Source organism: Corynebacterium sp. TUM25020, assembly GCF_056388495.1.
The window spans coordinates 18,198-41,677 of sequence record NZ_JBWJFG010000010.1 but is presented as its reverse complement, the minus strand read 5'-3'; the positions used below and the strand labels follow the sequence as shown (position 1 = coordinate 41,677).

General features: G+C 61.6%; 19 protein-coding genes, 1 tRNA gene, 1 other RNA gene and 1 pseudogene. 11 read left to right on the top strand and 11 right to left on the bottom strand.

The genetic code is table 11. The features are described from left to right. Positions 1–59: 59 nt before the first annotated feature. Positions 60–148, bottom strand: a tRNA-Ser gene (locus AC05K6_RS09345). A gap of 164 nt (positions 149–312) precedes the next feature. Between AC05K6_RS09345 and ffs the strand changes: the two genes are divergently transcribed. After that, positions 313–407, top strand: an RNA gene (gene ffs, locus AC05K6_RS09340) — signal recognition particle sRNA small type. A 36-nt stretch (positions 408–443) separates the two neighbouring features. On the opposite strand, the gene AC05K6_RS09335 is transcribed toward ffs, so the two are convergent. After that, positions 444–1,487, bottom strand: coding sequence for a magnesium and cobalt transport protein CorA (locus AC05K6_RS09335; protein ID WP_011274287.1), 1,044 nt, complete (start codon positions 1,485–1,487; stop codon positions 444–446). A gap of 244 nt (positions 1,488–1,731) precedes the next feature. Here AC05K6_RS09335 and AC05K6_RS09330 point away from each other — a divergent pair, with 244 nt between their 5' ends. The 6 genes from AC05K6_RS09330 (at position 1,732) to AC05K6_RS09305 (ending at position 8,076) form a co-directional block, all read left to right on the top strand. Further along, positions 1,732–2,976, top strand: a complete 1,245-nt coding sequence (locus tag AC05K6_RS09330) for an aspartate aminotransferase type Ic (RefSeq protein ID WP_476728405.1) — start codon at positions 1,732–1,734, stop codon at positions 2,974–2,976. 62 nt (positions 2,977–3,038) lie between these two features. After that, a complete protein-coding gene (locus AC05K6_RS09325) occupies positions 3,039–3,725 on the top strand; it encodes a hypothetical protein (protein ID WP_473964132.1) in 687 nt (228 codons plus the stop codon). 44 nt (positions 3,726–3,769) lie between these two features. Further along, a complete protein-coding gene (locus tag AC05K6_RS09320; RefSeq protein WP_476728397.1) occupies positions 3,770–6,388 on the top strand; it encodes a DNA polymerase III subunit gamma and tau in 2,619 nt (872 codons plus the stop codon). Between the two features lie 132 nt (positions 6,389–6,520). After that, positions 6,521–6,835 (top strand): YbaB/EbfC family nucleoid-associated protein, encoded by a 315-nt coding sequence (locus AC05K6_RS09315; RefSeq protein WP_293790906.1) that lies wholly within the window; start codon positions 6,521–6,523, stop codon positions 6,833–6,835. A gap of 30 nt (positions 6,836–6,865) precedes the next feature. Continuing rightward, complete coding sequence (recR, locus tag AC05K6_RS09310; RefSeq protein WP_293790905.1) at positions 6,866–7,585, top strand: recombination mediator RecR; 720 nt, start codon at positions 6,866–6,868, stop codon at positions 7,583–7,585. Between the two features lie 59 nt (positions 7,586–7,644). Then, the gene (locus AC05K6_RS09305; protein WP_293790904.1) at positions 7,645–8,076 is read left to right on the top strand and encodes a DoxX family protein; all 432 of its coding nucleotides are present in this window, start codon (positions 7,645–7,647) and stop codon (positions 8,074–8,076) included. Here AC05K6_RS09305 and AC05K6_RS09300 read toward each other — a convergent pair. The 3 genes from AC05K6_RS09300 to AC05K6_RS09290 form a co-directional block, all read right to left on the bottom strand. Continuing rightward, a complete protein-coding gene (locus AC05K6_RS09300; RefSeq protein WP_476728396.1) occupies positions 8,073–8,882 on the bottom strand; it encodes a type 1 glutamine amidotransferase in 810 nt (269 codons plus the stop codon). The genes AC05K6_RS09305 and AC05K6_RS09300 overlap by 4 nt on opposite strands. Then, complete coding sequence (locus AC05K6_RS09295; protein WP_476728395.1) at positions 8,883–10,292, bottom strand: MurT ligase domain-containing protein; 1,410 nt, start codon at positions 10,290–10,292, stop codon at positions 8,883–8,885. Positions 10,293–10,358: 66 nt separating this feature from the next. Further along, complete coding sequence (locus tag AC05K6_RS09290; protein WP_476728394.1) at positions 10,359–10,706, bottom strand: ArsR/SmtB family transcription factor; 348 nt, start codon at positions 10,704–10,706, stop codon at positions 10,359–10,361. Positions 10,707–10,811: 105 nt separating this feature from the next. On the opposite strand from AC05K6_RS09290, the gene arsB reads away from it, so the two are divergent. Beyond that, entirely contained in the window at positions 10,812–11,918 is a 1,107-nt protein-coding gene (gene arsB / locus AC05K6_RS09285) for an ACR3 family arsenite efflux transporter (protein WP_476728393.1), read from the top strand. 3 nt (positions 11,919–11,921) lie between these two features. Further along, the gene (locus tag AC05K6_RS09280; RefSeq protein WP_476728392.1) at positions 11,922–12,341 is read left to right on the top strand and encodes an arsenate-mycothiol transferase ArsC; all 420 of its coding nucleotides are present in this window, start codon (positions 11,922–11,924) and stop codon (positions 12,339–12,341) included. 200 nt (positions 12,342–12,541) lie between these two features. Here AC05K6_RS09280 and AC05K6_RS09275 read toward each other — a convergent pair whose 3' ends face one another. The 3 genes and pseudogenes from AC05K6_RS09275 to AC05K6_RS09265 all read right to left on the bottom strand — a co-directional run. Then, complete coding sequence (locus tag AC05K6_RS09275; RefSeq protein WP_476728391.1) at positions 12,542–14,251, bottom strand: DNA polymerase III subunit epsilon; 1,710 nt, start codon at positions 14,249–14,251, stop codon at positions 12,542–12,544. Between the two features lie 66 nt (positions 14,252–14,317). Further along, entirely contained in the window at positions 14,318–16,105 is a 1,788-nt protein-coding gene (gene leuA / locus AC05K6_RS09270; RefSeq protein WP_476728390.1) for a 2-isopropylmalate synthase, read from the bottom strand. 394 nt (positions 16,106–16,499) lie between these two features. Then, positions 16,500–17,345, bottom strand: a pseudogene (locus AC05K6_RS09265) (DMT family transporter); the annotation flags it as partial. A 285-nt stretch (positions 17,346–17,630) separates the two neighbouring features. Here AC05K6_RS09265 and AC05K6_RS09260 point away from each other — a divergent pair. Beyond that, positions 17,631–18,896 (top strand): aspartate kinase, encoded by a 1,266-nt coding sequence (locus tag AC05K6_RS09260; RefSeq protein WP_293790898.1) that lies wholly within the window; start codon positions 17,631–17,633, stop codon positions 18,894–18,896. An 89-nt stretch (positions 18,897–18,985) separates the two neighbouring features. Then, positions 18,986–20,065, top strand: a complete 1,080-nt coding sequence (locus tag AC05K6_RS09255) for an aspartate-semialdehyde dehydrogenase (RefSeq protein WP_293790897.1) — start codon at positions 18,986–18,988, stop codon at positions 20,063–20,065. 3 nt (positions 20,066–20,068) lie between these two features. Here the strand turns inward: AC05K6_RS09255 and AC05K6_RS09250 are convergent, their stop codons facing one another. Genes AC05K6_RS09250 through AC05K6_RS09240 form a run of 3 tightly spaced genes read right to left on the bottom strand, consistent with a single transcriptional unit; the run spans position 20,069 to position 23,434 of the window. After that, on the bottom strand, positions 20,069–21,343 hold the full coding sequence (locus tag AC05K6_RS09250) for a ferrochelatase (protein WP_476728389.1): 1,275 nt from the start codon (positions 21,341–21,343) through the stop codon (positions 20,069–20,071). A 34-nt stretch (positions 21,344–21,377) separates the two neighbouring features. Beyond that, positions 21,378–22,787 (bottom strand): TIGR01777 family oxidoreductase, encoded by a 1,410-nt coding sequence (locus AC05K6_RS09245; RefSeq protein ID WP_476728388.1) that lies wholly within the window; start codon positions 22,785–22,787, stop codon positions 21,378–21,380. A gap of 20 nt (positions 22,788–22,807) precedes the next feature. After that, positions 22,808–23,434, bottom strand: a complete 627-nt coding sequence (locus AC05K6_RS09240) for an RNA polymerase sigma factor (RefSeq protein WP_476728387.1) — start codon at positions 23,432–23,434, stop codon at positions 22,808–22,810. Between the last annotated feature and the right edge of the window lie 46 nt (positions 23,435–23,480).

Sequence of the window (23,480 nt, the reverse complement as noted above, 5' to 3'; positions counted from 1 at the left end):
GTGAGAATGCGAAAACCGGCGCCCCCGGAAATTAAAACTTTGGGGGCGCCGGTTTCAAATGGCGGAGGATGTGGGATTTGAACCCACGAGGGATGTGACTCCCGCACGCGTTCCAGGCGTGTGACATAGGCCGCTAGTCGAATCCTCCATGCCGAACGGCAGAGCTAAAAGCAATGGCTCTGACGTACTCGTGACAGGTTACACAACGCGGCCTGTGGTTTCCAAATCGGGTGCTGGCGCCTGGAAAGTGGGCGTCAATAGGGAAGAAGAGTAGGCCTTTGGAACAACGAGCGCACGTGCGTTACTATGGGCAACGGATTCCGCGCGGCGTGTATCTTGTGAACTCCCCCAGGGCAGGAATGCAGCAAGGGTCAACGAGCTCTGACGGGTGCGCGGGGTCCCCTTTTTTATCTACTACCGGGGGACGGGGCTCGGGAGCTAGGCTATAGCCAGTTGTTGTGCTTAAACCACCACCACATCAACGCGACTACGCCAACCATCGCCGCTAAGCAGACGTAGTACGCGTAGTGCCACTGCAGCTCAGGCATGTTTTCGAAGTTCATGCCGTACACACCCGCAATCATTGTCGGGGCGGCGGCCATACCGACGACCGCGGAAATCGTGCGCATATCTTGGTTTTGACGCAAGGAAATGATCGCCGAACCCGCCTGAATAAGGGACGATAGGCGCTCGTCGAAGGAATCGATCTTGTCCTTTGCCAACATGGCGTGATCCAGCACATCGCGGAAGAAGGCCCGAATCTGCTTGGACGTGAGATCCTTATGATTTTGAATCAACGCGCGCAGGGCGGGGATCAGTGGGTCGATAGCATGCCGCATTTCCAAGATCTCGCGCTTGAGGGTGTAGATGTTCTCGATGTCGAACTCGTCCCGGAGGGTGAAGACTTCCTCTTCGAGATCATCGACCCGGGTTTCGAGCTGTTCGGCGATGCGTGTGTACTCGTCGACTAGATAATCCGAGATAGCCCACGCAATAGAGAGCGGCCCTTTGCTGCGTAGCTCCGGGGCCTGGTGGAGCCGCATCTCAGGGTTGGGGAGATCCGTGCCGTGGGAAATGACGATGATGAACTTCCGGCCAATGACCATCTGCACTTCGCCGGTTTGAATGATGTCGCGCCGGTCGATGATGTCCTGGTTATCCGCATATTGGACGGAGCGGATGACAGAAAACAGCTGATCCTCGTAGCGCTCCACCTTTGCACGCTGGTGGGCATTGACGGCGTCTTCAACAATCAGTTCGTCGACGCCATAGCGCTGGGCGACACGCAACATCTGTTCCTCGGAGGGCTCCTCCAGGGTCACCATGACAAAGTCCTGACTGGTGCCATCCGACAGCTCCTCGATGTCCTTGAGAGCCGTGATGTAGTTGGCCTGACCTGGGTACTGCTTGCCCTGTACATAAAGGCGACACTCGCGGATAGCTCGTTCGACGGGGACCCGGATCCGGTTTGGTTCGTGCTTTGCCATGGTGAGTCCTTTCCAACTAAACCCGGTGGTTCGCGCGGTGCTACACCGCTGCTTGTCCCTCGCAGCCTGTCGATATCCTAACCGTCAGCCCGTAGCACTGCAGATGTGGGTGCCGGTGCGCTGTCCGAGGGTTCAGTTAGACTTGCACACAAAGCTAAATCCAGTACGGCTAAATCCAGTACGCCACAAGCGGGAGAGACATTTTATGAACATCGATAACGTCAACACCGACCTCCTCCTCAGCATGAAAGAGGATGTGCGCCAGGCTTACGAAGAACTACATTCTAAGGGCTTGAACCTGGATCTCACGCGCGGCAAGCCGTCGGCGGAGCAGCTCGATTTCTCGGTTGATCTGCTGAGCCTGCCAGGGGAGAACTTCACCTCCCCATCGGGACTGGATGTACGCAACTACGGCGGTGGCGTAGGACTGACCGAGATTCGCGAGCTGTGGGCCGATGTGCTGGGCCTGCCGGTGGAGAACGTCATCGCTGGCGATTCCTCCAGCCTGAACATCATGTTCGACCTCATCAGTTGGGCATACACCTTCGGCACAAACGATTCTGAGCGTCCATGGTCTGCGGAAGAAAAGCTCAAGTGGATCTGCCCTGTGCCGGGCTACGACCGCCACCATTCCATTACGGAACTATTCGGCTTTGAGATGGTTACCGTCGATATGACAGACGAAGGCCCCGACATGGATCAGGTACGCGAGCTGGCGAAGGATCCGGCGGTCAAGGGCATGTGGGCCGTGCCGATGTTCGCCAACCCGACTGGTGTGACCTACTCCCAGCAGACTGCAGAGGCTCTGGCCGCAATGGAAACCGGTGCGCCGGACTTCCGCATCGTGTGGGACAACGCCTACGCAGTCCACACCCTGACCGACGAGTTCCCAGAGATCATCAACATCCTCGACGTAGCCGAGAAGGCGGGCCACCCGAACCGCTTCTGGGCTATGTCTTCCACCTCCAAGATCACTCTCGCGGGCTCTGGCCTGGCCTTCTTTGCTTCCTCCACGGAAAACCTGGAGTGGTACAAGAAGATCGCGAACGTGCGCGGTATCGGGCCGAACAAGGTCAACCAGCTTGCCCACCTACAGTTCCTGAAGGATGCCGAGGGCGTACGCGACCTCATGCGCAAGCACGCAGGTTCGCTGGGGCCGAAATTCACCCGTGTGGTGGAGATCCTGGAGCGCCGCCTGGGCGAGGCCAATGTTGCCGAGTGGACCGTCCCGGAGGGTGGCTACTTCATTTCTGTGAACCTGCTAGATGGCACCGCTTCTCGGGTGGTGGAGCTGGCCAAGAAGGCCGGCGTAGCTCTGACCGCCGCGGGTTCCACCTACCCGCTGAAGCAGGATCCGAACGATCGCAACCTGCGCCTGGCGCCGTCCATGCCGACGATCGAACAGCTGGAGATCGCCATGGATGGTTTCGCCACCTGTGTGCTGTACGCCGCCATTGAGATGGTCGAGCACGCCGCCGGGCAGCGCTAGATCCCACTGGAACCAACCAAGGGTTAGCCCCACAGTGAGCGCCATTAAGCAGGAGGATCGCCATTAACACCGAAGAAACATTCGTTTGGGTTCAGGGCTTGCTGCCCGGCGAGCCGACCATCGCACGCCGCAGGATCAACGATTCCTTCCCCGAGTTCGCTGTCGCCGAGGTGTTTCTTGGTGACGCCCCCACGGATCAAAACCCCTCATCCCAGGATGGCGCTGTAGAGGCCGTGCTGGCTGAGACGGTTGCCATGACCATCGACGCGGGGCGCATGGAATCCGGCCTGCAGACCGAGGACGGTTCCGATCTGCGCGTCGAATTGCTGACGGTGGTCAGCGGACACGACGATACCGCTGCTGATTTGTTGGCACATGCAGCCTCGATGATCTCCCAGGATCCAACTCACTGGCCGCCGCAACCCGGCACGCTCCTGCCCGACGTTGTCCAGCAGATGGACGCGGAATCCGAGCGGAAGATCACCGCCCGCAATGGCCTGTTGGTTGTGCCGTACGTATGGGACGATGGCGTGCCGCACGTTCACGAAGTCACCTCTGGCGGAGCGAGCCGCCACTCCAAGGAAGATGACGCGGACGTGGAGTTCACTCACCCTGGCCGACTGACCATCGCAGCTCAGCTGGTGATGCTCACCGATGAAGAGCTGGAGCTGGCGCAGACGGCCGGTGTAGCCGCGGTGCAGGAGCGGTTGGTACGTGAGGGCGTCAATATCAATAACATCTGGCGCTAGACCAACCGTAATGGGTCGTCGCAGGCGGAATGTAGGCTAGGTTCGTGGCACTTTATAGGAAATACCGTCCGGCAACATTTGCCGAGGTCGTGGGGCAATCTCACGTGACCGAACCGCTGTCCGTGGCGCTGGATAGCGGGCGGATTAACCACGCATATCTGTTTTCGGGGCCGCGCGGTTGCGGTAAGACTTCCTCCGCGCGCATTTTGGCGCGCTCTCTGAACTGCGTAAAGGGGCCGACGTCTACGCCGTGCGGGGTGTGCGAGTCTTGCGTATCACTGGCGCCGGGCGGGCCGGGAAACCTGGACGTCACAGAGCTGGACGCGGCGACGCATAACGGTGTGGACGATATGCGTGAACTGCGCGAACGTGCTTTCTACGCGCCAGCGGAATCGCGCTACCGGGTGTTTATTATCGACGAGGCGCACATGATCTCCACGGCGGGTTTCAATGCCCTGCTGAAGATTGTGGAGGAGCCACCGGAGCACCTGATCTTCATCTTCGCCACGACTGAGCCGGAAAAGCTGCTGCAGACGATTCGTTCGCGTACCCACAACTATCCCTTCCGCTTGCTGGCGCCGCCGGATATGCGCGGGCTATTGGAATCGGTGGTGTCCGGTGAAGGCGTGCCGGTGGAAGATGCCGTATATCCGCTGGTTATCCGTGCGGGTGGCGGGTCGCCACGCGATTCGCTATCCATCATGGATCAGCTGCTCGCCGGTGCCGGGCCGGAAGGCGTGACATATAACCGCGCGCTCGCTCTGCTGGGAGTGACGGATTCCACCCTGATCGACCGGGCCGTGGACGCGCTGGCGGAGCATGATTCCGCGGCATTGTTCGCTGTAGTCGACGAGGTGATAGATGCAGGCTATGACCCGCGCAGATTCGGCGAGGACTTGTTGGATCGTTTCCGTGACTTGTTGGTCGTGCAGGCCGTGCCGGATGCCTTTGACCGGGGGCTGGTGAATGCGCCGGAGGAGTCCCGTGAGACTTTGCGTGAGCAGTCGGAAAAGATGGGGCAAGCGACGCTGACCCGCTGTGCTTCCCTGGTAAATGAAGGGCTGGCACAAATGCGCGGGGCGACGGCGCCGCGACTGCTGCTGGAGATTCTATGTGCTCGCATGGCGCTGCCCGCTGCGGGTATGACAGTGGAAGCACTGGCGCAGCGCGTGGAGGCTTTGGAAAAGGGGCGCGGAGGCGCAGCTACCAGCGCGGGTACCGGCACCGGTGTGCGCGGTAGTCGAGCGGAAATGTTTGCGCGCCGGAGGAAAGCTGCGACCCAGCCGGATCAGCCAGGCCAACCAGCACAGGAAGAACAGCCCGACGAGCAAGCGCAACAGTCGCAACAGCCGCGGCAGCTACAGCAGCCACAGCAAACACAGCCTGAGCAGCCTAAGCCCGAGGAGACTGGTGCACCGGTCACAGAACCGATTGCAGAGGAAGAATCCCCGGCAATCGCTGAGGCGCGCCGGGCTCGGGACATCATGCAACGCCACCGCAGAGCCGGAGCTGCGGAACAAGCAGGATCAGCTGGACCAGCAGAACCAGTGGTACCAAAGGAGCCGACGGAACCAGTGGCTCCAGCGGCTCAGGCAGAGCCTGCTGCTACGGCAGAATCTACGGAGACGACTGACTCCGCTCCCGCCGAGCCTGCACCGACGGCAATGGACTCGGAAACGTGGGTGCGGATCATGGATGCCGTCCATGACAAGGACCTGAGCGCCTGGATTGCGCTACGGGGAGCAACCCCGCGTGCAACCCAGCCCACTGCGGGCGAACTGCATGTGAACCACCACACCGGATCGTTGGCGCGCCTTGTCGGTGGGCAGAAAAACGCAGGCGTCTACTCGGAGGCGATCAAAACCGTCACGGGGAGCCCAGCCCGCATCGTGGTCTACGTCAGCGGAAAACCTGTTGGGGACGAAGCCGCAGGAGGCGATGCAAAGGGAAAAGCTGAACCGGCGGAGGCTCAGCCCGCCGCCGGTGAGGATCAGGAAACAGCCCCGACGTCCACGGCGCCCACTGCCACTCCTTCCTCCACCCCGGTGAACCCCGTACCAGCGGAAACCCCGATGGATGCGGTGGCCTCCCGCAGTGCCGCCAACAGTGCCCTGGAACGAGCCCGCGCGATGGAAGAAGCGATGCGCAAAGCCTCGCACTCTCACCGCAACGGTAAATCCAATGCTGATGCCAACCAAACGGATACTCCTGCGCAGGACGATCCGAACTCCGGCTGGCGTGCGCGCGCCGAGCGGGCCAAAGCGCGCAAGAAGTACAACATGGAAAATGGCTTTAACGGAGTGCCTTTGCCCGATGAGCCGCCTGCTGATGCTTTTGCCGACGGACCAGTCGACGCCTGGGACGGCAGCGCTGCCGCTTCCGTTGCCAACCCCGCCGACTCAGCTCGGGACTATGCGGCCGATGCTCCGCTACCGCCGGAACCCATGGAGGCCGAACCTCAGCCAGCGGAGAACCTCCCGCAACCCCAACGTGAGATTGGGGGAAAGGAGAGCGAGGGGGCGTCACAAAGAAATGAACAAAGAGAACGCGACGAGCTGCTCGCAGACATCGAGCGCGCCCCCGGCGAGCGCGATCACCGCACACCATTGGAAATCGCAGGTGAGCTGATCGAAAAGAGCCTCGGCGCGGAGCGAGTTCGCTAAGCGTGAACACCACAGCGACCACACGCGACGGCGCCTAACACGCCTGTCGGGACCGACCGGTAGAGTTGTGGAAGAGCAAAATCCAAGCATGGAAAACACCCCATGAAAAACACCAACGAAAGGTAAAAACACATGAGCCAGCCAGACATGAACCAGCTAATGCAGCAGGCACAGCAGGTACAGGCACAGCTGCAGGAAGCACAGCGCGAGATCGCAGCTTCCACCGTTAAGGGCGAGGCAGGCAACGGCCTGGTCACCATCTCCGTCGCCGGCACCGGCGAGGTCACCGACATGGAGATCGACCCCAAGATCGTCGACCCAGAAGATATCGACACCCTCAAGGACCTGCTGCTCGGCGCGTTCAAGGATGCGAACCAGAAGTTGCAGACCCTGGCTGAGGAGAAGATGGGCCCGCTGTCCCAGGGCATGAACGGCCTGGGCTTCTAAGCCTTCTAAGAACTCCAAAGAGAGATCTAGTTGTTCGAAGGACCACTACAGGACGTTATCGACGAGTTCTCACGGCTCCCCGGCATCGGGCCAAAAAGCGCACAGCGCATCGCCCTGCACCTGCTGAATGAGGAGCCGGAAGATATCGAACGCTTCCAAAGCGCACTCGGCCGCCTGCAGCGCGGCGTGACGTTCTGCCGTATCTGTCACAACATCTCCCAAGAGGACGTGTGCCGGATCTGTGCGGATTCCCATCGCGACAAGAGCATCATCTGCGTGGTGGAGGAGTCCAAGGATATTCAAGTCATTGAGCGCACCGCGGAGTATCGCGGGCGCTACCACGTGCTCGGCGGGGCGCTTGACCCACTCAACGGAATTGGGCCAAAGGAACTCAACGTAACCCCCTTGGTGCAGCGCATCGGCGGGGCACTGCCGGATGTTGCGCTCGGCGCGAAGGGCAGCGGTGCTTCACTTAGTGACGCCACATCCACCGTCGGTGACGGTTCCCGCACCGGCGACGTGGAAAATGATATCGAGTATGACACAGCCCCCGAGATCGCCGAGGTTATTATCGCCACCGACCCCAACACGGAGGGCGAGGCAACGGCCTCTTATCTAGCTCGCCTGCTGCGCGACTTCCCCGGGCTGAAGGTCACCCGCCTGGCCTCGGGCATCCCGATGGGCGGGGACTTGGAGTTCGTCGACGAGCTCACGCTTTCCCGCGCGTTTGCGGGGCGCACCGCGCTGTAGCCTCTATACCCCTGTCGCCTGTATACCCCCTGTCGCACGGCGGGACTACAGTGGCGCCCATGAGTAAAAACCCTTTGCACAACGCCATCCGTCCGCACCACCTGTCCCGCGCGGCCGGCATCCGCTCCGCCGTATGGGGAACCGTCTTCGGCATCGCAGGCGTACTGCACTTTGTTAAGCCGGAGGACTTCGACCAGATCGTTCCAGAGGAACTCCCCGGCACCCCGCGCGCTTGGACGCTCGGTTCCGGAGCCATGGAAATCGCCCTGGCCACCAGCATCGCGGCATGTAGCCTGAAGCCCGAATGGCGCCGCGCGCTACGCAGTACAATCGCCCCCGCCGCCGCACTCTTCCTAGTCGGCGTGCTCCCCGGCAACATCAAGATGGCCTGGGACTGGCGCGCCAAACCGCAGCCTGCGCGCGCCATCGCCTTCGCGCGCGTCCCCCTTCAGCTGCCGATGATCCTTAGCGTGGCCAAGCTCGGTGCTTAGAGGCGCTCTTTTCTTAGCGACGCCACCTCACGGTTCAACTGCTCCGCCAGCTCACCCTGGAACTCGGGCAGCTCGTTGAGTGCAACCCCCATCGCGCGGGCGAGCAGCCAGTCCGCCAACTGCGGATTCCTGGCCAGCACGGGGCCATGCATGTACGTTGCCACAACCGAACCCTGCACCGCGCCTTCGGCGCGAGTCTGCCGGTGAGCATCCTCGCCGGAGAGCCCAGCGGTCTCCGCACCATGGCTGTCGGTGTTGCCCGTGCCCCGGGTAAGGCGCCCCAGGGGCTCGGCATCCGCGCCCAGGATGGTGGCACCCATGTGGTTGGCAAATCCCGTCAGTGGTTCGGTCAGGCCTGTTTCCCCGCCGATTACGGCGGAGGCTGCCGGGGTGGAGGCGATTTCGCCGATCATGCGCTTGGCGAGTTGAGACGTGGTGGCGTCGATAAGCCCCAGTCCCTCAACGGTGCGACCGTGGCTGGTGAAAGACTCGCCAAACACCTGTAGACCAGCACAAATGGCCAGCACCGGGCGGCCGGCGGCGACGGCCCGGGTAATACCACCATCGCTGATAAGGTGCTCGGCGGCCAGAACCTGCGCGGTATCCTCGCCGCCACCGACGGTGTAGATGTCGAAGGTCTCTGGGACGGGCTCTCCCAGGTGAATTGGTTGGATCTCCGCCGCAATACCGCGCATACGGGCGCGCTGCCGCAGCACCAGGGCATTGCCATCGTCGCCATAGGTGCCGAGCACGTCGGGCAGGATCAGGCCGATGTTGAGGTCTGCAGGTTTGTTGGCACTGCTCATTTACGCTTCCCCTTCCTTGTCCAGCACCCGCTTCAAATCGCGGAACGCTGTGTAGTTCGCCAGAACCTCCACGCGGCCCGGCGGGCAGGAACGGATCGCCTCGACCGTATCCTTAATCAAGTTGTGCTCGACGGCGGCGTAGCCCAGGCGAACAGCCAAATCAGTACCGCGCTCGCCGGCGGCCACCACGTGCACGCCCTCGAAGTTCTCGAAGCGAACGTCCCATAGCCACGACAGGTCCTGCCCGTCGGCAACCTGACCATTTACGCTGATCACGAGGCTATCGGCGGTGCGGTCCACCATGGAAAGTGCCTCTTGCCAACCGGCTGGGTTCTTCGCCAGCATCAGGCGCACCTCGTGGTCGCCGAAGCGCACCACGGAGTAGCGGCCTGCGACATTATCCACCTTCTCAGCCGCGGCGATGGCCTGCTCGGTGGGGATCGGACGGTGCAGCAGTTCTCCCACGGCCACAGCCGCTGCGACGGCCTGCGTGGCATTGCCGCGGTTCGCGTTGCCGGGAAGGGTTAGATTCATGGGGTGCAGTTGGCCCTCACGGTCGATTAGCCCTTCATCCGTGATTCGCCAATCGGGGGTTGGCCTGCGGAATTCGCGACCGTCCGGGAGTTTCTTTGCGGCGAACCAGTCCACCACGCCATCCTCGCCGGTGCGGTGGATGATCGCGCCTTCGGTGCGCGGGCAGCTGGTGGAATCGCCCGCCCACCCAAAGCCGGCGCTGACCCACTGGACGTTTGGGGAATCCCAGGCGGCGGAGGTGACAGAAACGTCGTCGCAGTTCGCGATGATCTGCATGTGTGGGCGTGCTTCCACGCATGCCCGCAGTGCCCGTTCGATCTTGTTGATCTCGCCCACGCGGTCCAATTGGTCGCGTGAGAGATTCAGCAGCACCAGTACATCTGCGTCCAATTTCTCGGCAATGCTGGGGACGTGCAGCTCATCGACTTCGAGAACCAGCGCTTCGGCATCACGCCCGGCGAGTAGAGCGCTAATAACACCAGCATCCATGTTGTCGCCGCCCTCGTTGGTGCAGACGGTAGCTGCAGAGCGAACGGCGCTGGCCAGCATGCGTATGGTTGTGGACTTGCCATTCGTGCCCGTGACCAGCACCGTTGGTCGCTTCACGCCACCTTTGCCCGGCCCCAGGCTCGCCATCAGCTGCGGGTCGATGGCCCCGCCGACCAGGCCGCCGATCATGCCGCCGGCTCCGCGGCCCGCTTTTCTTGACGCCCACGTGGCCAGTTGCGCCATGCGGATCGCCACGGAGCTGCGGATCCGCTGCAGGCTGGAGCGACGTGCGCCGGCGGGCTGCCGTTCTCCGTGCTGCGTGGAGCGCTGCGTGGCCGTGCGCTGTTCAGTGCCGGGCTGAGCGCCGGTTCGATCTGATTTACCCATGGGGACTAAGTGTACCCGCAGAGGCGTGCTGGAATTTGGAGGCTGGTGCGCCGGAGATGGCGAGCGTTAGTCCATTTGGAGAACAGCGCGAAGTTCAGCGAAGAGTTCGGGCTTTACTAGGTGTGTAACAGTGCGACCTGTTCGGGCCTTGCGGAGCAGACCTGCATCGGTAAGCCGTTTTAGGTGATGTGAGACCGTGGGCTGGCTTAGTTCCGTGATGTCTGTTAGCTGGTTTACGCTGATTGGTTCGCAGCCTTTGGCTGCCAGATGGGAGAGTATTTGCAAGCGGGCGGGGTCGGATAGGACCTTGAACAAGGTGGCATAACGGGTGGCCTCGGGATCCGATAGCGGTCCTTTGCTCAAGGAGCAGCATGTGGAGATGTCTGCGAGCGGAAAAATCTGCGGGGTGGCCATACGGGCATCTTATATTGACAGATATCAATATGTCATTTATATTGACGAGCGTCAATATGTCACTTGGTTTTATATCGACGCGTGTCAATATCTAAGGAAGGTTGCATGACAGCTTCGTTGCGTCCACGGATGTCCTTTTTGGATAGGTTCCTGCCCGTGTGGATTATCCTCGCGATGGTTGCTGGGCTGCTCGTTAACCGGGTGGTGCCAGAAATCGGAACGAAGCTCGGGGAACTGGAGGTGGGAGGGATCTCGCTTCCGATCGCACTCGGCCTGCTGGTCATGATGTATCCGCCGCTAGCGAAGGTTCGCTACGACAAAACCCGGCAGATTGCGGCGGATAAGCGCCTGATGGCGGTTTCCCTCGTCCTCAACTGGGTCGTTGGGCCCGCGTTGATGTTCACCCTGGCCTGGGTATGTTTGCCCGACGAGCCTGAGTTGCGCACCGGGCTGATTATCGTCGGCCTAGCCCGGTGCATCGCGATGGTTCTGGTGTGGTCGGAGCTGTCCTGCGGGGATAGAGAGGTGACCGCCGTCCTTGTGGCGATCAACTCTGTGTTCCAAGTGCTCATGTTTGGAGTGCTGGGCTGGTTTTATCTGCAGATTCTCCCTGGCTGGCTGGGGCTTCCTACAACCTCGGCAGACTTTTCCTTCTGGTCGATCGTGGTATCCGTCCTGGTTTTCCTGGGTATCCCGTTGACGGCTGGCTTGGCTTCCCGCGTGCTCGGGGAGAGGCTGAAGGGGCAGCAGTGGTACGAGGAAAAGTTCTTGCCCGCGGTTTCTCCTCTCGCGCTGATCGGCCTGCTTTATACGATCGTGCTTCTGTTTGCGCTGCAGGGAGAGCAGATTACGGACCACCCGTGGACGGTGGCTCGCACGGCGGTCCCGCTGGTGGCCTACTTCGCTGGAATGTTTGCCCTGGCGCTGGCTGTGTCCAAGGCTGCGGGGTTGAATTACGCCCAGTCGGCCTCTGTGTCTTTTACCGCTGCGGGCAACAATTTCGAGCTTGCCATCGCCGTGTCTATCGGTACTTTTGGTGCGACCTCTGCGCAGGCACTGGCTGGAACGGTCGGCCCGCTGATCGAGATTCCGGTGCTAGTCGGTCTGGTCTACGTCATGCTGTGGGTGGGTCCTAAGCTCTTCAACGGCGATCCGACACTGCCCGTGCGGTACAGCAGTCCAGCACGTTCCGTCTCGATGGGGGAGGATTAAACCATGAGCAATAAACCTAAGGTACTTTTCGTCTGCTTAGGCAACGGCGGCAAGTCGCAAATGGCGGCCGCCTTAGCGGACAAGCATGCTGGCGAGGCCATTGAGATTCATTCCGCTGGCACCAAACCGGCAACGAAGCTCAACACGGAGTCGGTGGAATCCATCAGCGAGGTCGGCGCGGACATGTCCGACGGCCGCCCAAAAGCGGTGGACCCGCAGTTGCTGCGAGAGGCTGACCGGGTGGTCATCCTCGGCAAGGACGCTCAGCTGGAGCTACCCGCCGACGCGCAGGGGACCCTCGAGCGGTGGGTTACTGACGAGCCCTCCGAGCGCGGTATTGAGGGCATGGAGCGCATGCGACTGGTGCGTGATGACATTGACGCTCGCGTGCGCGCACTTATCACCGAGCTGAAGGGCGACTAACCGGCGCCGAGCTGCCAGCTGGCTTTTGGGGGTGATGTCCAAAATTCCAGGTCTTAAAATATAACTAATCTATTCACGCAGGTCAGAGGGTTACGTTTTTGGGCTGCAAATGAGCTACTTTTAATAACTCGTAGATTTTGGACATTGACGCTCTAGCCGCCCCCTGCTCCGGCGCCTTCGAGGGGGCGGGGCACACCGGGCTAGTTTCCGCCGTTGGCGGAACCCCCGGAACTCTTGCGGCGCCGACGCCTCCGACGATTTCGCTTGCCGCTGGGTCCCGGGATTTGCCCCTCGTGGCCGCCAGAGGTGGCGTTGCCCTTGTGGCCGGAGTGGCCGGAGCTGCCAGAGGTGGCGTTGCCCTTGTGGCCGGAGTGGCCGGAGTTGCTCGGGCGACCGTTCTTGTTCGACTTCTTAGACTTGCCGGATTTCCCCGAACCCGACCCGCCAGCGCCTGAGCCGCCACGCGGACCTGCCAGCCCACTGGTCCGGGGACGCGCGCCGGCACCCGGCTTCGTTGGCTTGGCCTCCTTCTCGCCGGGCTGCACATTAGCCAGCAACGCCAGGAAGTCCTCATCGCGCACCAGCGGAATGCTCTTCCGGTCAGCGTGCATCGCCTTACCGCGCAGCTCGTAGTTCTCGTTGCACACCACAAGCGAGCTGCGACGATTTAGCTTTTCGCTATACGCCAGACCCGCGGCAACACCTTGGCCAATCAGCTCGTCCGGGTCGATTGCCACGTCCGGGCTGACCACAAACTCCATACCTTCAACTAGCGGCTCCCCGCTCTTCCACACGCCAGGATTCACGAAAGGCCGGGGAGAATTAGCGGCGTCAATACGAAGGCCACTGCGCCGCAGCCCGAACTGATCGGCTGCGAGGTCTTCGGGATCCAGCACCGTCAGCTCGCCGCCTCGCTGTTGTGCGACCGCGAGGGCCGCGGTGAGTCGCGCGTTTGCTTCTAGCAGCGCGTCGGGGTCGATCTCTCTCTTGGTTAGTGACGCCGCCGCACCAACCTCCGGCAGTGCTGTCGCAGGGACGTGCACGGCGGGCCTGCTGGAGCTTCCAGATGCGTTTGTGCTGGTAGAAGCCTCAGTCTGGGAAGCGTCACCGGCAATACCGTAGCTGGCGACGATAGCGCGCAGACGAGGGTCGGTGGAATCGATGGCCTGGCGGCGAGCGGTGGCGAGCGTGTCGATGATGGAAACCGGTGCGGGCATTGGAATGCGCCGACCCCCGCGACCGCGGCCACGGCTGCGACGGCCGCGGTTCGCGGAGCGTTGTACCAGCTTGAACTCATGAGTGAGGAAGCCCCACACATAATCGGACTCATGCATGATGAGTGTGCGCCCGTCCAGCGCCTGGTGGATCAGCTGCGCGCTGGAGTTAAAGCCGAGAGCTTGGGAAAGCTCGTTGACCTGGTAACCGTGGAGGTGCCAGGGGCCTGCGTCCTCGCCGGGGTTGAGGTGGCGGGTAAGCGCAGTGACCTCCTGGCCGATGTTGATGGTGGGCAGGTCGGCTGTGTCGGTGACGCTGGCAGCATTGTTCGTCGTGGGGGCTGCGCCGGGGCCGAAGAACACCACGGAAAGAGCCACCAGACGAGAGGTCTTCGGGTGGATACCGGACGTGGAGATGCTGACAGCAGCGAACGGCGCCTCTTCCAAAGACGGGAGGTCGTGCAGCGCGGATTCGAGTTCCTCGCGTGGGCTCGACTGGTCGGCGCTCTCGGGGGAGTCAGGGGAGGAGCCAGCGTCTGCGTCAGCGCGTGAACCAGCGTTATGGCTTGCACTCACATCCGAAAAAGTTACAGCGAGAGAACCTGCCGGGCGGCTAACCCTCCGGCGCGGGCGCCGGCGGCGGCGCGCGCCGGTGTGCTCGGGGCCGGGGACGGCCGAGTGATCGTTCTCATTCATGGATTACATACTACCCAGCAGGGTGGGGTCTCCTGTGGCCAGGCTTCAGCCCGGCAGACAGGGGCTTTAAGCACCCTGGGAAACGCCCGCAGCAGCGTCTTGGGAACGGTTCACCGCAGAGGTAATGGCCTTCAGTGAGGCGTAGGTAATAGAGCTTGCAATGCCCACACCCCAGTACTTTGCGCCGTTAACCTCCGCCAGGACGTAGGCTGCAGCTTCGGCGTCATCGCCCGAGGTACGAGCGTGCTGGCTGTACTCCTGCACCTCCACGTCGTAGCCCAGCTCTTCCAGCGCGTTGCAGTATGCGCTGATCGGACCATTTCCGCGGCCCTGCACGGTCTGCGGTTCGCCGTTGAACTCGATCTGGCCGGTGACCTTGGCTTCCTCACCCTCACTTTGGCCGCCGTCGACGGTCAGAGAGATCGTCTCGATCGGGGAGACGCGATCCAGGTATTCGCCGGAGAAGATATCCCACATGGCCTTCGGGTTTACCTCGCCGCCTTCGGCATCGGTCACAGCCTGTACGACGGAGGAGAACTCCACCTGCATTGGCCGCGGCAACTGCAGGTTGTGGTCAGTCTTCATGATGTAGGCCACGCCACCCTTGCCGGACTGAGAGTTCACGCGGATCACGGCCTCGTAGGAACGGCCAACGTCCTTCGGATCGATCGGCAGGTAAGGAACCTCCCAGGTATCTTCCGCGAGAGCGTCCAGACCCTTGTTGATCGCATCCTGGTGAGAGCCAGAAAACGCAGTGAACACCAGGTCGCCACCGTAGGGGTGGCGCTCCGGCACGCGCAGCTGGTTGCAGTATTCAACGGTGCGGCGTACCTGGTCGATGTCAGAGAAGTCGATCTGCGGATCCACACCTTGGGTCAGCATGTTGAGCCCCAGGGTCACCAGGCAGACGTTTCCGGTGCGCTCGCCGTTGCCGAACAGGCAACCTTCAATTCGATCCGCACCGGCCATATAACCCAGCTCGGCAGCGGCCACGCCGGTGCCGCGGTCGTTATGCGGGTGCAGCGACAAAATGATGGAGTCGCGGCGGTTCAGGTTACGGTGCATCCACTCGATGGAGTCCGCGTACACGTTCGGGGTGGTCATCTCTACCGTGGAGGGCAGATTCAGGATGATGGGGTTCTCCGGCGTCGGATCCATAACCTCCACGACTGCATCGCAGACTTCCTTGGCGTAGGCGACCTCGGTGCCGGTGTAGGACTCCGGGGAGTACTCCCAGCGCCAGTTGGTATCCGGGTAGTCGGCGGCGATGGACTTGATCAGCTCGGCGGCGTCGGTGGCCAGCTTCTTGATAGCTTCCTTGTCCTTGCGGAACACGACCCTGCGCTGCAGCTTCGAGGTGGAGTTGTAGAAGTGGACGATGACGTTCTTTGCGCCCTCGCAGGCTTCGAAGGTGCGGCGGATCAGGTGCTCACGAGCCTGCACCAGCACCTGGATGGTGACGTCATCGGGGATCATGTTGTTCTCGATGATCTCGCGGACGAAGTTGAAGTCGGTCTGGGAGGCGGAGGGGAAGCCGACCTCGATTTCCTTGTAGCCCATGTTGACCAGTAGTTCGAACATGCGGCGTTTGCGCTCTGGGCTCATGGGGTCGATCAGCGCTTGGTTGCCATCGCGCAGATCTACGGCACACCACTGCGGGGCACGGTCGATGACCTTGTTGGGCCAGGTGCGGTCCGGCAGAGTGATTTCCTCTACCTCTTCGAAGAAGGGCTGGTAGCGGACGTGGGGCATGGAGGAGTTGCGCTGTTTGTTCCATGCAGGTTGATCCGCGGGGATCTCGCCGTTGGGGGTATTGATGCGGGCGGGTGCGGAGATGAAAGTGTCGTTAGACATAGGTGGGGGCTCCTGAAAGGACGGGGAAGAAGTTGTTTGTTCTTTGTTGTGATTCCCGACCGGCAACACCAAACTCCGCGACGGGGTGCCGGTCGGTGGGTGAGCTGTTTGCTCACTATCGCTTAAAACCTTTGAGCCCCGCCGCGTCACAGAAGCAGGTTGCGCGCTGGCGTAGTCATGTTTCCGACTATAACCCGACTATTAGCTACGTCACATGAGAATGATGTTTTGTCCCACTATTTGGGATATGTGTCCCTCATTGTGGGGTGGTTGTTGTGCTGTTTGGCGACGCCGTCATATCAGTTGCCCCAGTTTCGGCGGTCGCATTAGTCGCGCTAGTCGTGGTTGTATTGGTCGTCGTATTGGTCGTTGTATTGGTCTCTGTGTCGCCATCCTCTTCGAGAGACTTCCGGCTGAGAATCACTGTCGAGATCAGCATGACGGCGATCGCAGCTGCCATGTAGGCGTATTCCCATTCTGTAATGCGGAACTTCTCGCCCAGCACGATATATCCCAGAATGAACGCAAAAATCGGCTCCACTACCGTCATTGCGGGCAGGGAATTCTTAAGCGGGCCGGCGTTAAATGACGCTTGTTGTACCGCCGTACCCACTGCTGCGAAAGCCATGAGCGTCCATAGCTCCCAGGAGGCGAGAAGTGCGGGCGCCCCGGAATCGCTAAAGACGTCCACCACAGCCTTCGATAGCACGGCCACATAGCCCATGATCGCGCCGGTGATGGATCCCAAAATCAGCGCGCGCAGCGCCGCTGCCTGCTCCAACGCGTAAACGAAGAAGGCTAGTAGAACCACTGCCCCAATGCCCAGGCAAATAAGCCAGACCGTTAGATCGGGCTCGCGGTGTCCAGGTGCGGGGTTGCCGCGTATCACCAGCACAGCTACTGCTGCGGTTAATAGTCCCGCCCATGCGGTTTCGGACGCCGATATCCGTCGTCCGTCGTACTTCGCCGACAGTGGCAGGGTGAACATCAAGGAGAGGACCAGGATCGGCTGTACTACCAGCAGTGTTCCAAATGCCAGCGCAATGATCTGCAGTAAGTATCCAAAAAGGGCGCTGGCAACACCGACCCACCACATGGGCTGTTTGATGGCATCCATGATGGCGCCGCTGCGGTTTTCGCCGGAAGCGATAGCGATGCGGTGGCGTACCACCGTCCCCCAGGCGATGGTGAGGGCTGAGCCGAGGGCGAAAACAACTGCAAGAGCGTTGTTTTCGATCATCGCGCCCCCTTACCTTTTCTATGCCGTTTCTATCTGCTGTGTTATCTGTACTGCGTTGTCATCTGCACTGCGTTTTTCTCAAAGCTTTACTGGGGTAACTGTATCGGACTCGGGGAGGGGAGTCGATTATTGGTCAGTGGCGCGCGTGTTACGTAAGTGGCGCATGTGATTGTCTGGGGTGGGGCGTCATAAAGAAGAAATAGTTCCCCGAAACCTAGCCTCAACCAAACAGACCAACTAGTCTAAAATCTGATTAAGACTAGAACCGGAAGGTGGCAACAACCAGTGGCGCTCATCGTTCAGAAATACGGCGGCTCCTCGCTGGAAAGCGCGGAGAGGATCCGGCGCGTAGCCGAGCGAATCGTGGAAACCAAGAAGCAGGGAAACGACGTGGTCGTCGTGTGCTCTGCCATGGGAGACACCACCGATGATCTGCTGGAGCTTGCCGAACAGGTCAACCCCGTGCCGCCCGCACGCGAGATGGACATGCTGCTGACCGCCGGTGAGCGCATCTCTAACGCGCTGGTCGCCATGGCTATTAACTCCTTCGGTGCCGAAGCGCAGTCCTTCACCGGTTCCCAGGCAGGTGTGCTGACCACCGAGCGGCACGGCAACGCGCGCATCGTCGACGTGACGCCAGGGCGCGTGCAGGAAGCGTTGGACAACGGGAAGATCTGCCTGGTCGCGGGTTTCCAAGGTGTGAACCGCGAGACGCGCGATGTCACCACCCTGGGCCGTGGCGGATCGGATGCCACCGCCGTCGCGCTCGCCGCCGCGCTCAACGCCGATGTGTGCGAGATCTACTCCGACGTCGACGGCGTGTACACCGCGGATCCGCGCATCGTGCCGAATGCGAAGAAGCTCGACACGATCTCTTTCGAAGAAATGCTGGAAATGGCAGCCGTCGGTGCGAAAGTGCTGATGCTGCGCAGTGTGGAGTACGCTCGCGCATTCGATGTGCCCCTGCGCGTTCGCTCCTCATACAGCACCGACATCGGCACCCTCGTCTCTGGATCAATGGAGGATATTCCCATGGAAGAAGCAGTACTCACCGGTGTGGCCCACGACCGCTCCGAAGCTAAGATCGCCGTCCTCGGTATCCCGGACTCCCCGGGGGAAGCGGCGAAGGTTTTCCGTGCCATCGCTGATGCGGAAATCAACATCGATATGGTCGTGCAGAACATCAGCAAGATCGACAACAACCGCACCGACATCACCTTCACCTGCCCACGCACGGATGCAACCCGCGCGATGCAGCTGTTGAAGACCATCAAGGAGCAGAACGACTGGCAGGACCTCATCTTCGACGATCACGTGGGCAAGGTGTCCTTGGTCGGCGCGGGCATGAAGTCCCACCCCGGCGTAACCGCCGACTTCTGCGAAGCTCTGCGCGATGTAGGTGTCAACATCGAACTGATTAGCACCTCCGAGATTCGCATCTCCGTGCTGATCCGCGACACCGACGTGGACAAGGCCGTACGCGCTATCCACGATCGTTTCCAGCTCGGTGGCGATGAAGAAGCCATTGTGTACGCTGGGACGGGACGTTAAAGTAGTCAAAACAGCAGCTCACATGTGCTGCATGGGCAGCTGAAGAGCGCTAAGCAACACCCCGAAAGATAGAAGAGGTAGATCCCCGAATGACCACCATCGCCGTCGTTGGAGCAACCGGCCAAGTGGGCCGCGTCATGCGCGACATCCTCGTCGAGCGGAACTTCCCGGCGGACAAGGTGCGTTTCTTCGCCTCCGCCCGCTCGGCGGGCAAGACCCTAGAGTTCCGTGGCGAGCAGATCGTCGTCGAGGACGTCGCCGCCACCGCCACTGAGGATTTGCGTGGTATCGACATTGCCCTGTTCTCCGCAGGCGGCGGAACCTCCCGCGAGCACTCCCCGCGCTTCGCCGAAGCTGGCGCGATCGTCGTAGATAACTCCTCGGCATTCCGCAAGGACCCGGAGGTGCCGCTGGTGGTCTCCGAGGTCAACCCGGAGGATGCCAAGCACACCCCAAAGGGAATCATCGCCAACCCGAACTGCACCACCATGGCTGCCATGCCCGTGCTGGGCGTACTGCACAAGGCCGCGGGGCTGAATCGCCTACACGTCAGCTCCTACCAGGCGGTTTCCGGCTCTGGACTGGCCGGAGTGGACGCGCTGGTGCGTCAGGTGCTGGATAACCTGGGCAGTGATGTCAACGGCGAGGCCGACAATAGCGAGGTCGATCAGTCCGAGGGGCTGCGTAAGCTGGTCCACGACGGCTCTGCCCTGCACGCCGACAACCTGGAGCCATATGTAGCGCCCATTGCCTTCAACGCACTGCCGCTGGCTGGCAATCTCGTGGACGATGGTTCCGAGGAAACCGATGAGGAACAGAAGCTGCGCAACGAGTCCCGCAAGATTCTGGGAATCCCCGAACTGCGCGTCGCTGGCACCTGTGTCCGCGTGCCCGTCTTCACCGGTCACACCATGACGATCCACGCAGAATTCGACCGCGAGATCACCCCGGATACCGCCCGCGAGCTGCTGGCCGAGGCTCCGGGTGTGAAGGTAGTGGACGTCCCCACCCCACTGGCTGCCACGGGCATCGACGAGAGCCTGGTCGGACGCGTCCGCCAGGATCAGACCGTCGACGGCAACCGTGGCCTCGTGCTGGTCGTCGCTGGCGACAATCTGCGCAAGGGCGCGGCTCTGAACACCATTCAGATCGCGGAGCTGCTGGTTTAGCGGCTAAACCTCGCTACCGCAGCAGCCCGGAGCACACGGCTTGCCGTTGAACGTGTGGCCGAAATCCGGAACCGTGGTCAGTTCACCGACCACTCGTGCCGCCAGGTTTCGCGCGGCCAGCTGATCTTCAGAGAGGTTGGAACTGGGGGCGTCGCTACCAACAACAAGATCGACGACCATCTCGGCGAAACCGGCGGTCAAGCCCGGAGTGGCAACACGCACGAAGGGGATGCCCGCCTTCGCAGCGGCATCGCGTGCCTCGGTATCCAGGTCCCACTGCACCTCCACGTGATCGGTAATGAAACCGACCGGGCACAGCACGATAGCGCGCTTATTGCCAGCCGCAGCGCGCGCCTCAATATGGTCGCACACATCCGGCTCAAGCCACGGCACATGCGGGGAGCCGGAACGTGACTGCCACACGACCTCGACGTCGAGGTTCGTGCCGACGCCGACATCAACCCCTACCGTTTCACCCGTGTGAGCAGGGCCATCCCCGCGGCCACCGACCTTATCGTGCCGAGCCAAATGGCCGGTCCAGCCATAATCCGCGCCGCTGCCGGGGTGGTCGGCGAAGCTGCTGGACTGCTGAATCAAGCGCGAAGCATCCAACACCTGCTGGGAGTACAGATTCCCGCCGAACTTATGCGGACCGGCGGCCTTATCCGCCACAGTCGGCACGGAGTGCGCGGTGAAGATCAGGTCTGCGTCCTCCGCGATGTCCGCGCCATAGTCAGCCCGCAGCTGAGCACGGGCAGCATCCACTGCCTGGGAGAACTCTGCGATGAAAGTAGGGTGGGAGTGGAACTGCGGAAGCCGCTCCACGGTCGGGGGGTGCAGGCCAGCTTGCTCGCACGCATCGATCGCCCTGCGCAGATCTTCCTGGTACTGCGAACAACCCGAGTAACCACCCCAGGCACTGGTGGCGAATACGTAGACGTGGCGGATGCCATCACGAGTCATTTGCTGCAGCGTGTCCTCTACATAAGGCTCCCAATTGCGGTTGCCGAAATAGACGGGAAGGTCGATGCCGCGCCGGGAAAGCTCAGCCTCGATATTGCGAATCAGCTGCTTATTTTGGTCGTTGATCGGGGAGCGGCCACCAAGCGCAAAGTAGTGCTCGCCTACCTTTTCCAGGCGTTCGCGGGGGATGCCACGGCCACGTGTGACGTTTTCCAGGAAGGGCACCACGTCTTCGGACTTCTCCGGGCCGCCGAAAGACAGCAGAAGGAGAGCGGAGTCGGGGGCGATGGGCTGGTTGCTGGCGCTCGTGCTCATGTAGACAAGCCTAGCCCTAGCTACCTGACATTCCTTAAACCAGCTGCGCGTCTTCTCGCCCCAGTTCGTGCCGCAGCGCAGCCTCCACAGTGCGGTAGCGGAATGGGTGGCCCAGTTCCTCTAGACGCTTCGGCACCACGTGTTGGTCGGCCAACGCCAGCTCTCTAGCGCCCTGCTTTCCCAGCAGCACCTCCGGGGCCTGCCTGGGCACGGGGATCAGCGGGAAACCACCTCCGACCTTCGCCAGGATCTGTGTGAACTCGGCATTCGTCAGCACTTGCGGGCCCACCGCGTTCACCGGGCCGTTAAGGTTCGGGTCGATGGCCGCACGGTGGTACACATCCACCACATCGTCCAGAGCCACCCATGCGAAGTGCTGGCTGCCGTCACCTAGATGCCCACCGCCCATGCGCACGCTGGTGAGCAGTAAATCCAGCATTTGGGAACCGCCGCCCAAAACCAGCCCACTGCGAACATTTACTACCCGCTTACCCGCTGCACGAACCGGTTCGGTTGCCTGCTCCCAACCCGCTACGATTTCCGCCAATACGCCACCGCCCTGTTCTGCGGATTCATCCGCGAGGGTGGCGCGATCATTGCCGTAAAACCCGACGGCAGAGGCACACACCATCGTCTCCACGCTAGGGGTTTCCGCCACCAGTCGCGCCAGCTTCTCAGTCGGGCCCAACCGCGAATCGCGTACTTTCGCCACATGCTGGTCGGTGAACCGGCCTGCGATGGGGTGGCCACCCAAGTGGATCAGTACGTGCACTCCGTCGAGCAGACCGCGCGCCGGGTTTTCTGGGTTCCACTTCCGCACCGTATCGCTTAAGCCCCTACCCCCAGCGCCGTGGGCGCTGCCATTGCCGCGCTGCAGACGAATTACCTCATGCCCCGCCAGTTCCAATAGTGCGCACAGTTGCGTGCCTACCAAACCACCAGAGCCAGTGACCGCGATACGTAGTGGATCCTCGTGCAAACGCCGGGCGAAATTCAAGTGCTGCACATCAGCCTGCAGCTGGTTCTGCCGATATGCGAACACCCCCTCAAAAGCCTTTTTCGCAGCCCACCTCGGCAGATTGGTGTGCACAGTGTCAGTGATGACTGTCGCCGCTGCCTTGCCTTGTGTGTCCGCAGACCGGAACTCATGTGTGTGTTCCCACCCCGTGAGCGTGCCGAGCGCCGGGGTTGCGCACACATCGCGAAAAGCCCGCCGATCCGGTGCAGCTCCCTCATAACCTCCAGCCTGGTGCTGTGCCACCCAGGTCACCCCGCCGGGCAGCGCAAACGTCGTCACCCCATCGCGCAGGGACTCTGCCTGTTCGATGAGTTTCATGCGCGTGAAACCTGGCGTCAGACGACGAACGATTCCTGGGCGCCCGTGCAGCGCCCAGACGTCGTCCAGGCCCAAAGGAATGCGGTGAGAAAAGGCGATGGTGCTCATGCCCGCCACCTTATATAAAGCTAGGCCACCCCGAAGCGGCGCTTCGGGCTCTTCTGCCCTTCCTTGGTGACGCCACCGTGCCCCTCGCCGGCCATCTCAACCAAATCCGCACGCGCGCGAGCTACACGAGAACGGATCGTGCCGACGCGCACATTCGCGATCTTTGCGGCCTCGGCGTAGGTGTAGCCCAGTACCTGCGTAAGAATCAGGGCCTCGCGCCGGTCGGCTTCCAGCCGGTCGATGAGGGCGCGGGTGTCCACCCATTCCGCCCAGCTCTGACCGCCAGTGGTCTCGGCGGCGGGAGTGGAGCTGGTGGCGTCCTCGATCTCCATGGCAGAGCTACGAGGACGAGCCATATCGTGGCGAACACTATCGACCCACACGCGGCGCGCCAGAGACAGGATCCAGGTGCGTGCCGTGGAACGCGCAGCGAAGCGGGGGAGGGCACTTAAAACCCGCAGGTAGGTCTCCTGCGTTAGGTCATCCGCGCGGTCTGTATCTGCAAGGTGTGCCAGGAGGCGCCACACGTCGTCGTGTGTTGCAGAAATAAACTCCGTGAGTGCCTGGCGGTCGCCACTGGCGGCGCGCAGGGCGAGATCGGTGACAGCGGCATCGCGTGCCTGGCTGTCTAGTGCCTGGCTGGTCATGGAGTGATCCTAACACGCGGTGCTCGGAATTCTGGCAAGGTGGGTT

What these genes read in the sequence shown, in the direction of transcription:
- AC05K6_RS09300 (WP_476728396.1), bottom strand. Translation starts at nt 8,882, where the DNA reads ATGAGCAGTGCCAACAAACCTGCAGACCTCAACATCGGCCTGATCCTG.
- AC05K6_RS09305 (WP_293790904.1), top strand. Translation starts at nt 7,645, where the DNA reads ATGAGTAAAAACCCTTTGCACAACGCCATCCGTCCGCACCACCTGTCC.
- AC05K6_RS09330 (WP_476728405.1), top strand. Translation starts at nt 1,732, where the DNA reads ATGAAAGAGGATGTGCGCCAGGCTTACGAAGAACTACATTCTAAGGGC.
- AC05K6_RS09245 (WP_476728388.1), bottom strand. Translation starts at nt 22,787, where the DNA reads ATGAGCACCATCGCCTTTTCTCACCGCATTCCTTTGGGCCTGGACGAC.
- AC05K6_RS09290 (WP_476728394.1), bottom strand. Translation starts at nt 10,706, where the DNA reads ATGGCCACCCCGCAGATTTTTCCGCTCGCAGACATCTCCACATGCTGC.
- AC05K6_RS09295 (WP_476728395.1), bottom strand. Translation starts at nt 10,292, where the DNA reads ATGGGTAAATCAGATCGAACCGGCGCTCAGCCCGGCACTGAACAGCGC.
- arsB (WP_476728393.1), top strand. Translation starts at nt 10,812, where the DNA reads ATGACAGCTTCGTTGCGTCCACGGATGTCCTTTTTGGATAGGTTCCTG.
- AC05K6_RS09255 (WP_293790897.1), top strand. Translation starts at nt 18,986, where the DNA reads ATGACCACCATCGCCGTCGTTGGAGCAACCGGCCAAGTGGGCCGCGTC.
- AC05K6_RS09240 (WP_476728387.1), bottom strand. Translation starts at nt 23,434, where the DNA reads ATGACCAGCCAGGCACTAGACAGCCAGGCACGCGATGCCGCTGTCACC.
- AC05K6_RS09275 (WP_476728391.1), bottom strand. Translation starts at nt 14,251, where the DNA reads ATGAATGAGAACGATCACTCGGCCGTCCCCGGCCCCGAGCACACCGGC.
- leuA (WP_476728390.1), bottom strand. Translation starts at nt 16,105, where the DNA reads ATGTCTAACGACACTTTCATCTCCGCACCCGCCCGCATCAATACCCCC.
- AC05K6_RS09250 (WP_476728389.1), bottom strand. Translation starts at nt 21,343, where the DNA reads ATGAGCACGAGCGCCAGCAACCAGCCCATCGCCCCCGACTCCGCTCTC.
- AC05K6_RS09315 (WP_293790906.1), top strand. Translation starts at nt 6,521, where the DNA reads ATGAGCCAGCCAGACATGAACCAGCTAATGCAGCAGGCACAGCAGGTA.
- AC05K6_RS09335 (WP_011274287.1), bottom strand. Translation starts at nt 1,487, where the DNA reads ATGGCAAAGCACGAACCAAACCGGATCCGGGTCCCCGTCGAACGAGCT.
- AC05K6_RS09280 (WP_476728392.1), top strand. Translation starts at nt 11,922, where the DNA reads ATGAGCAATAAACCTAAGGTACTTTTCGTCTGCTTAGGCAACGGCGGC.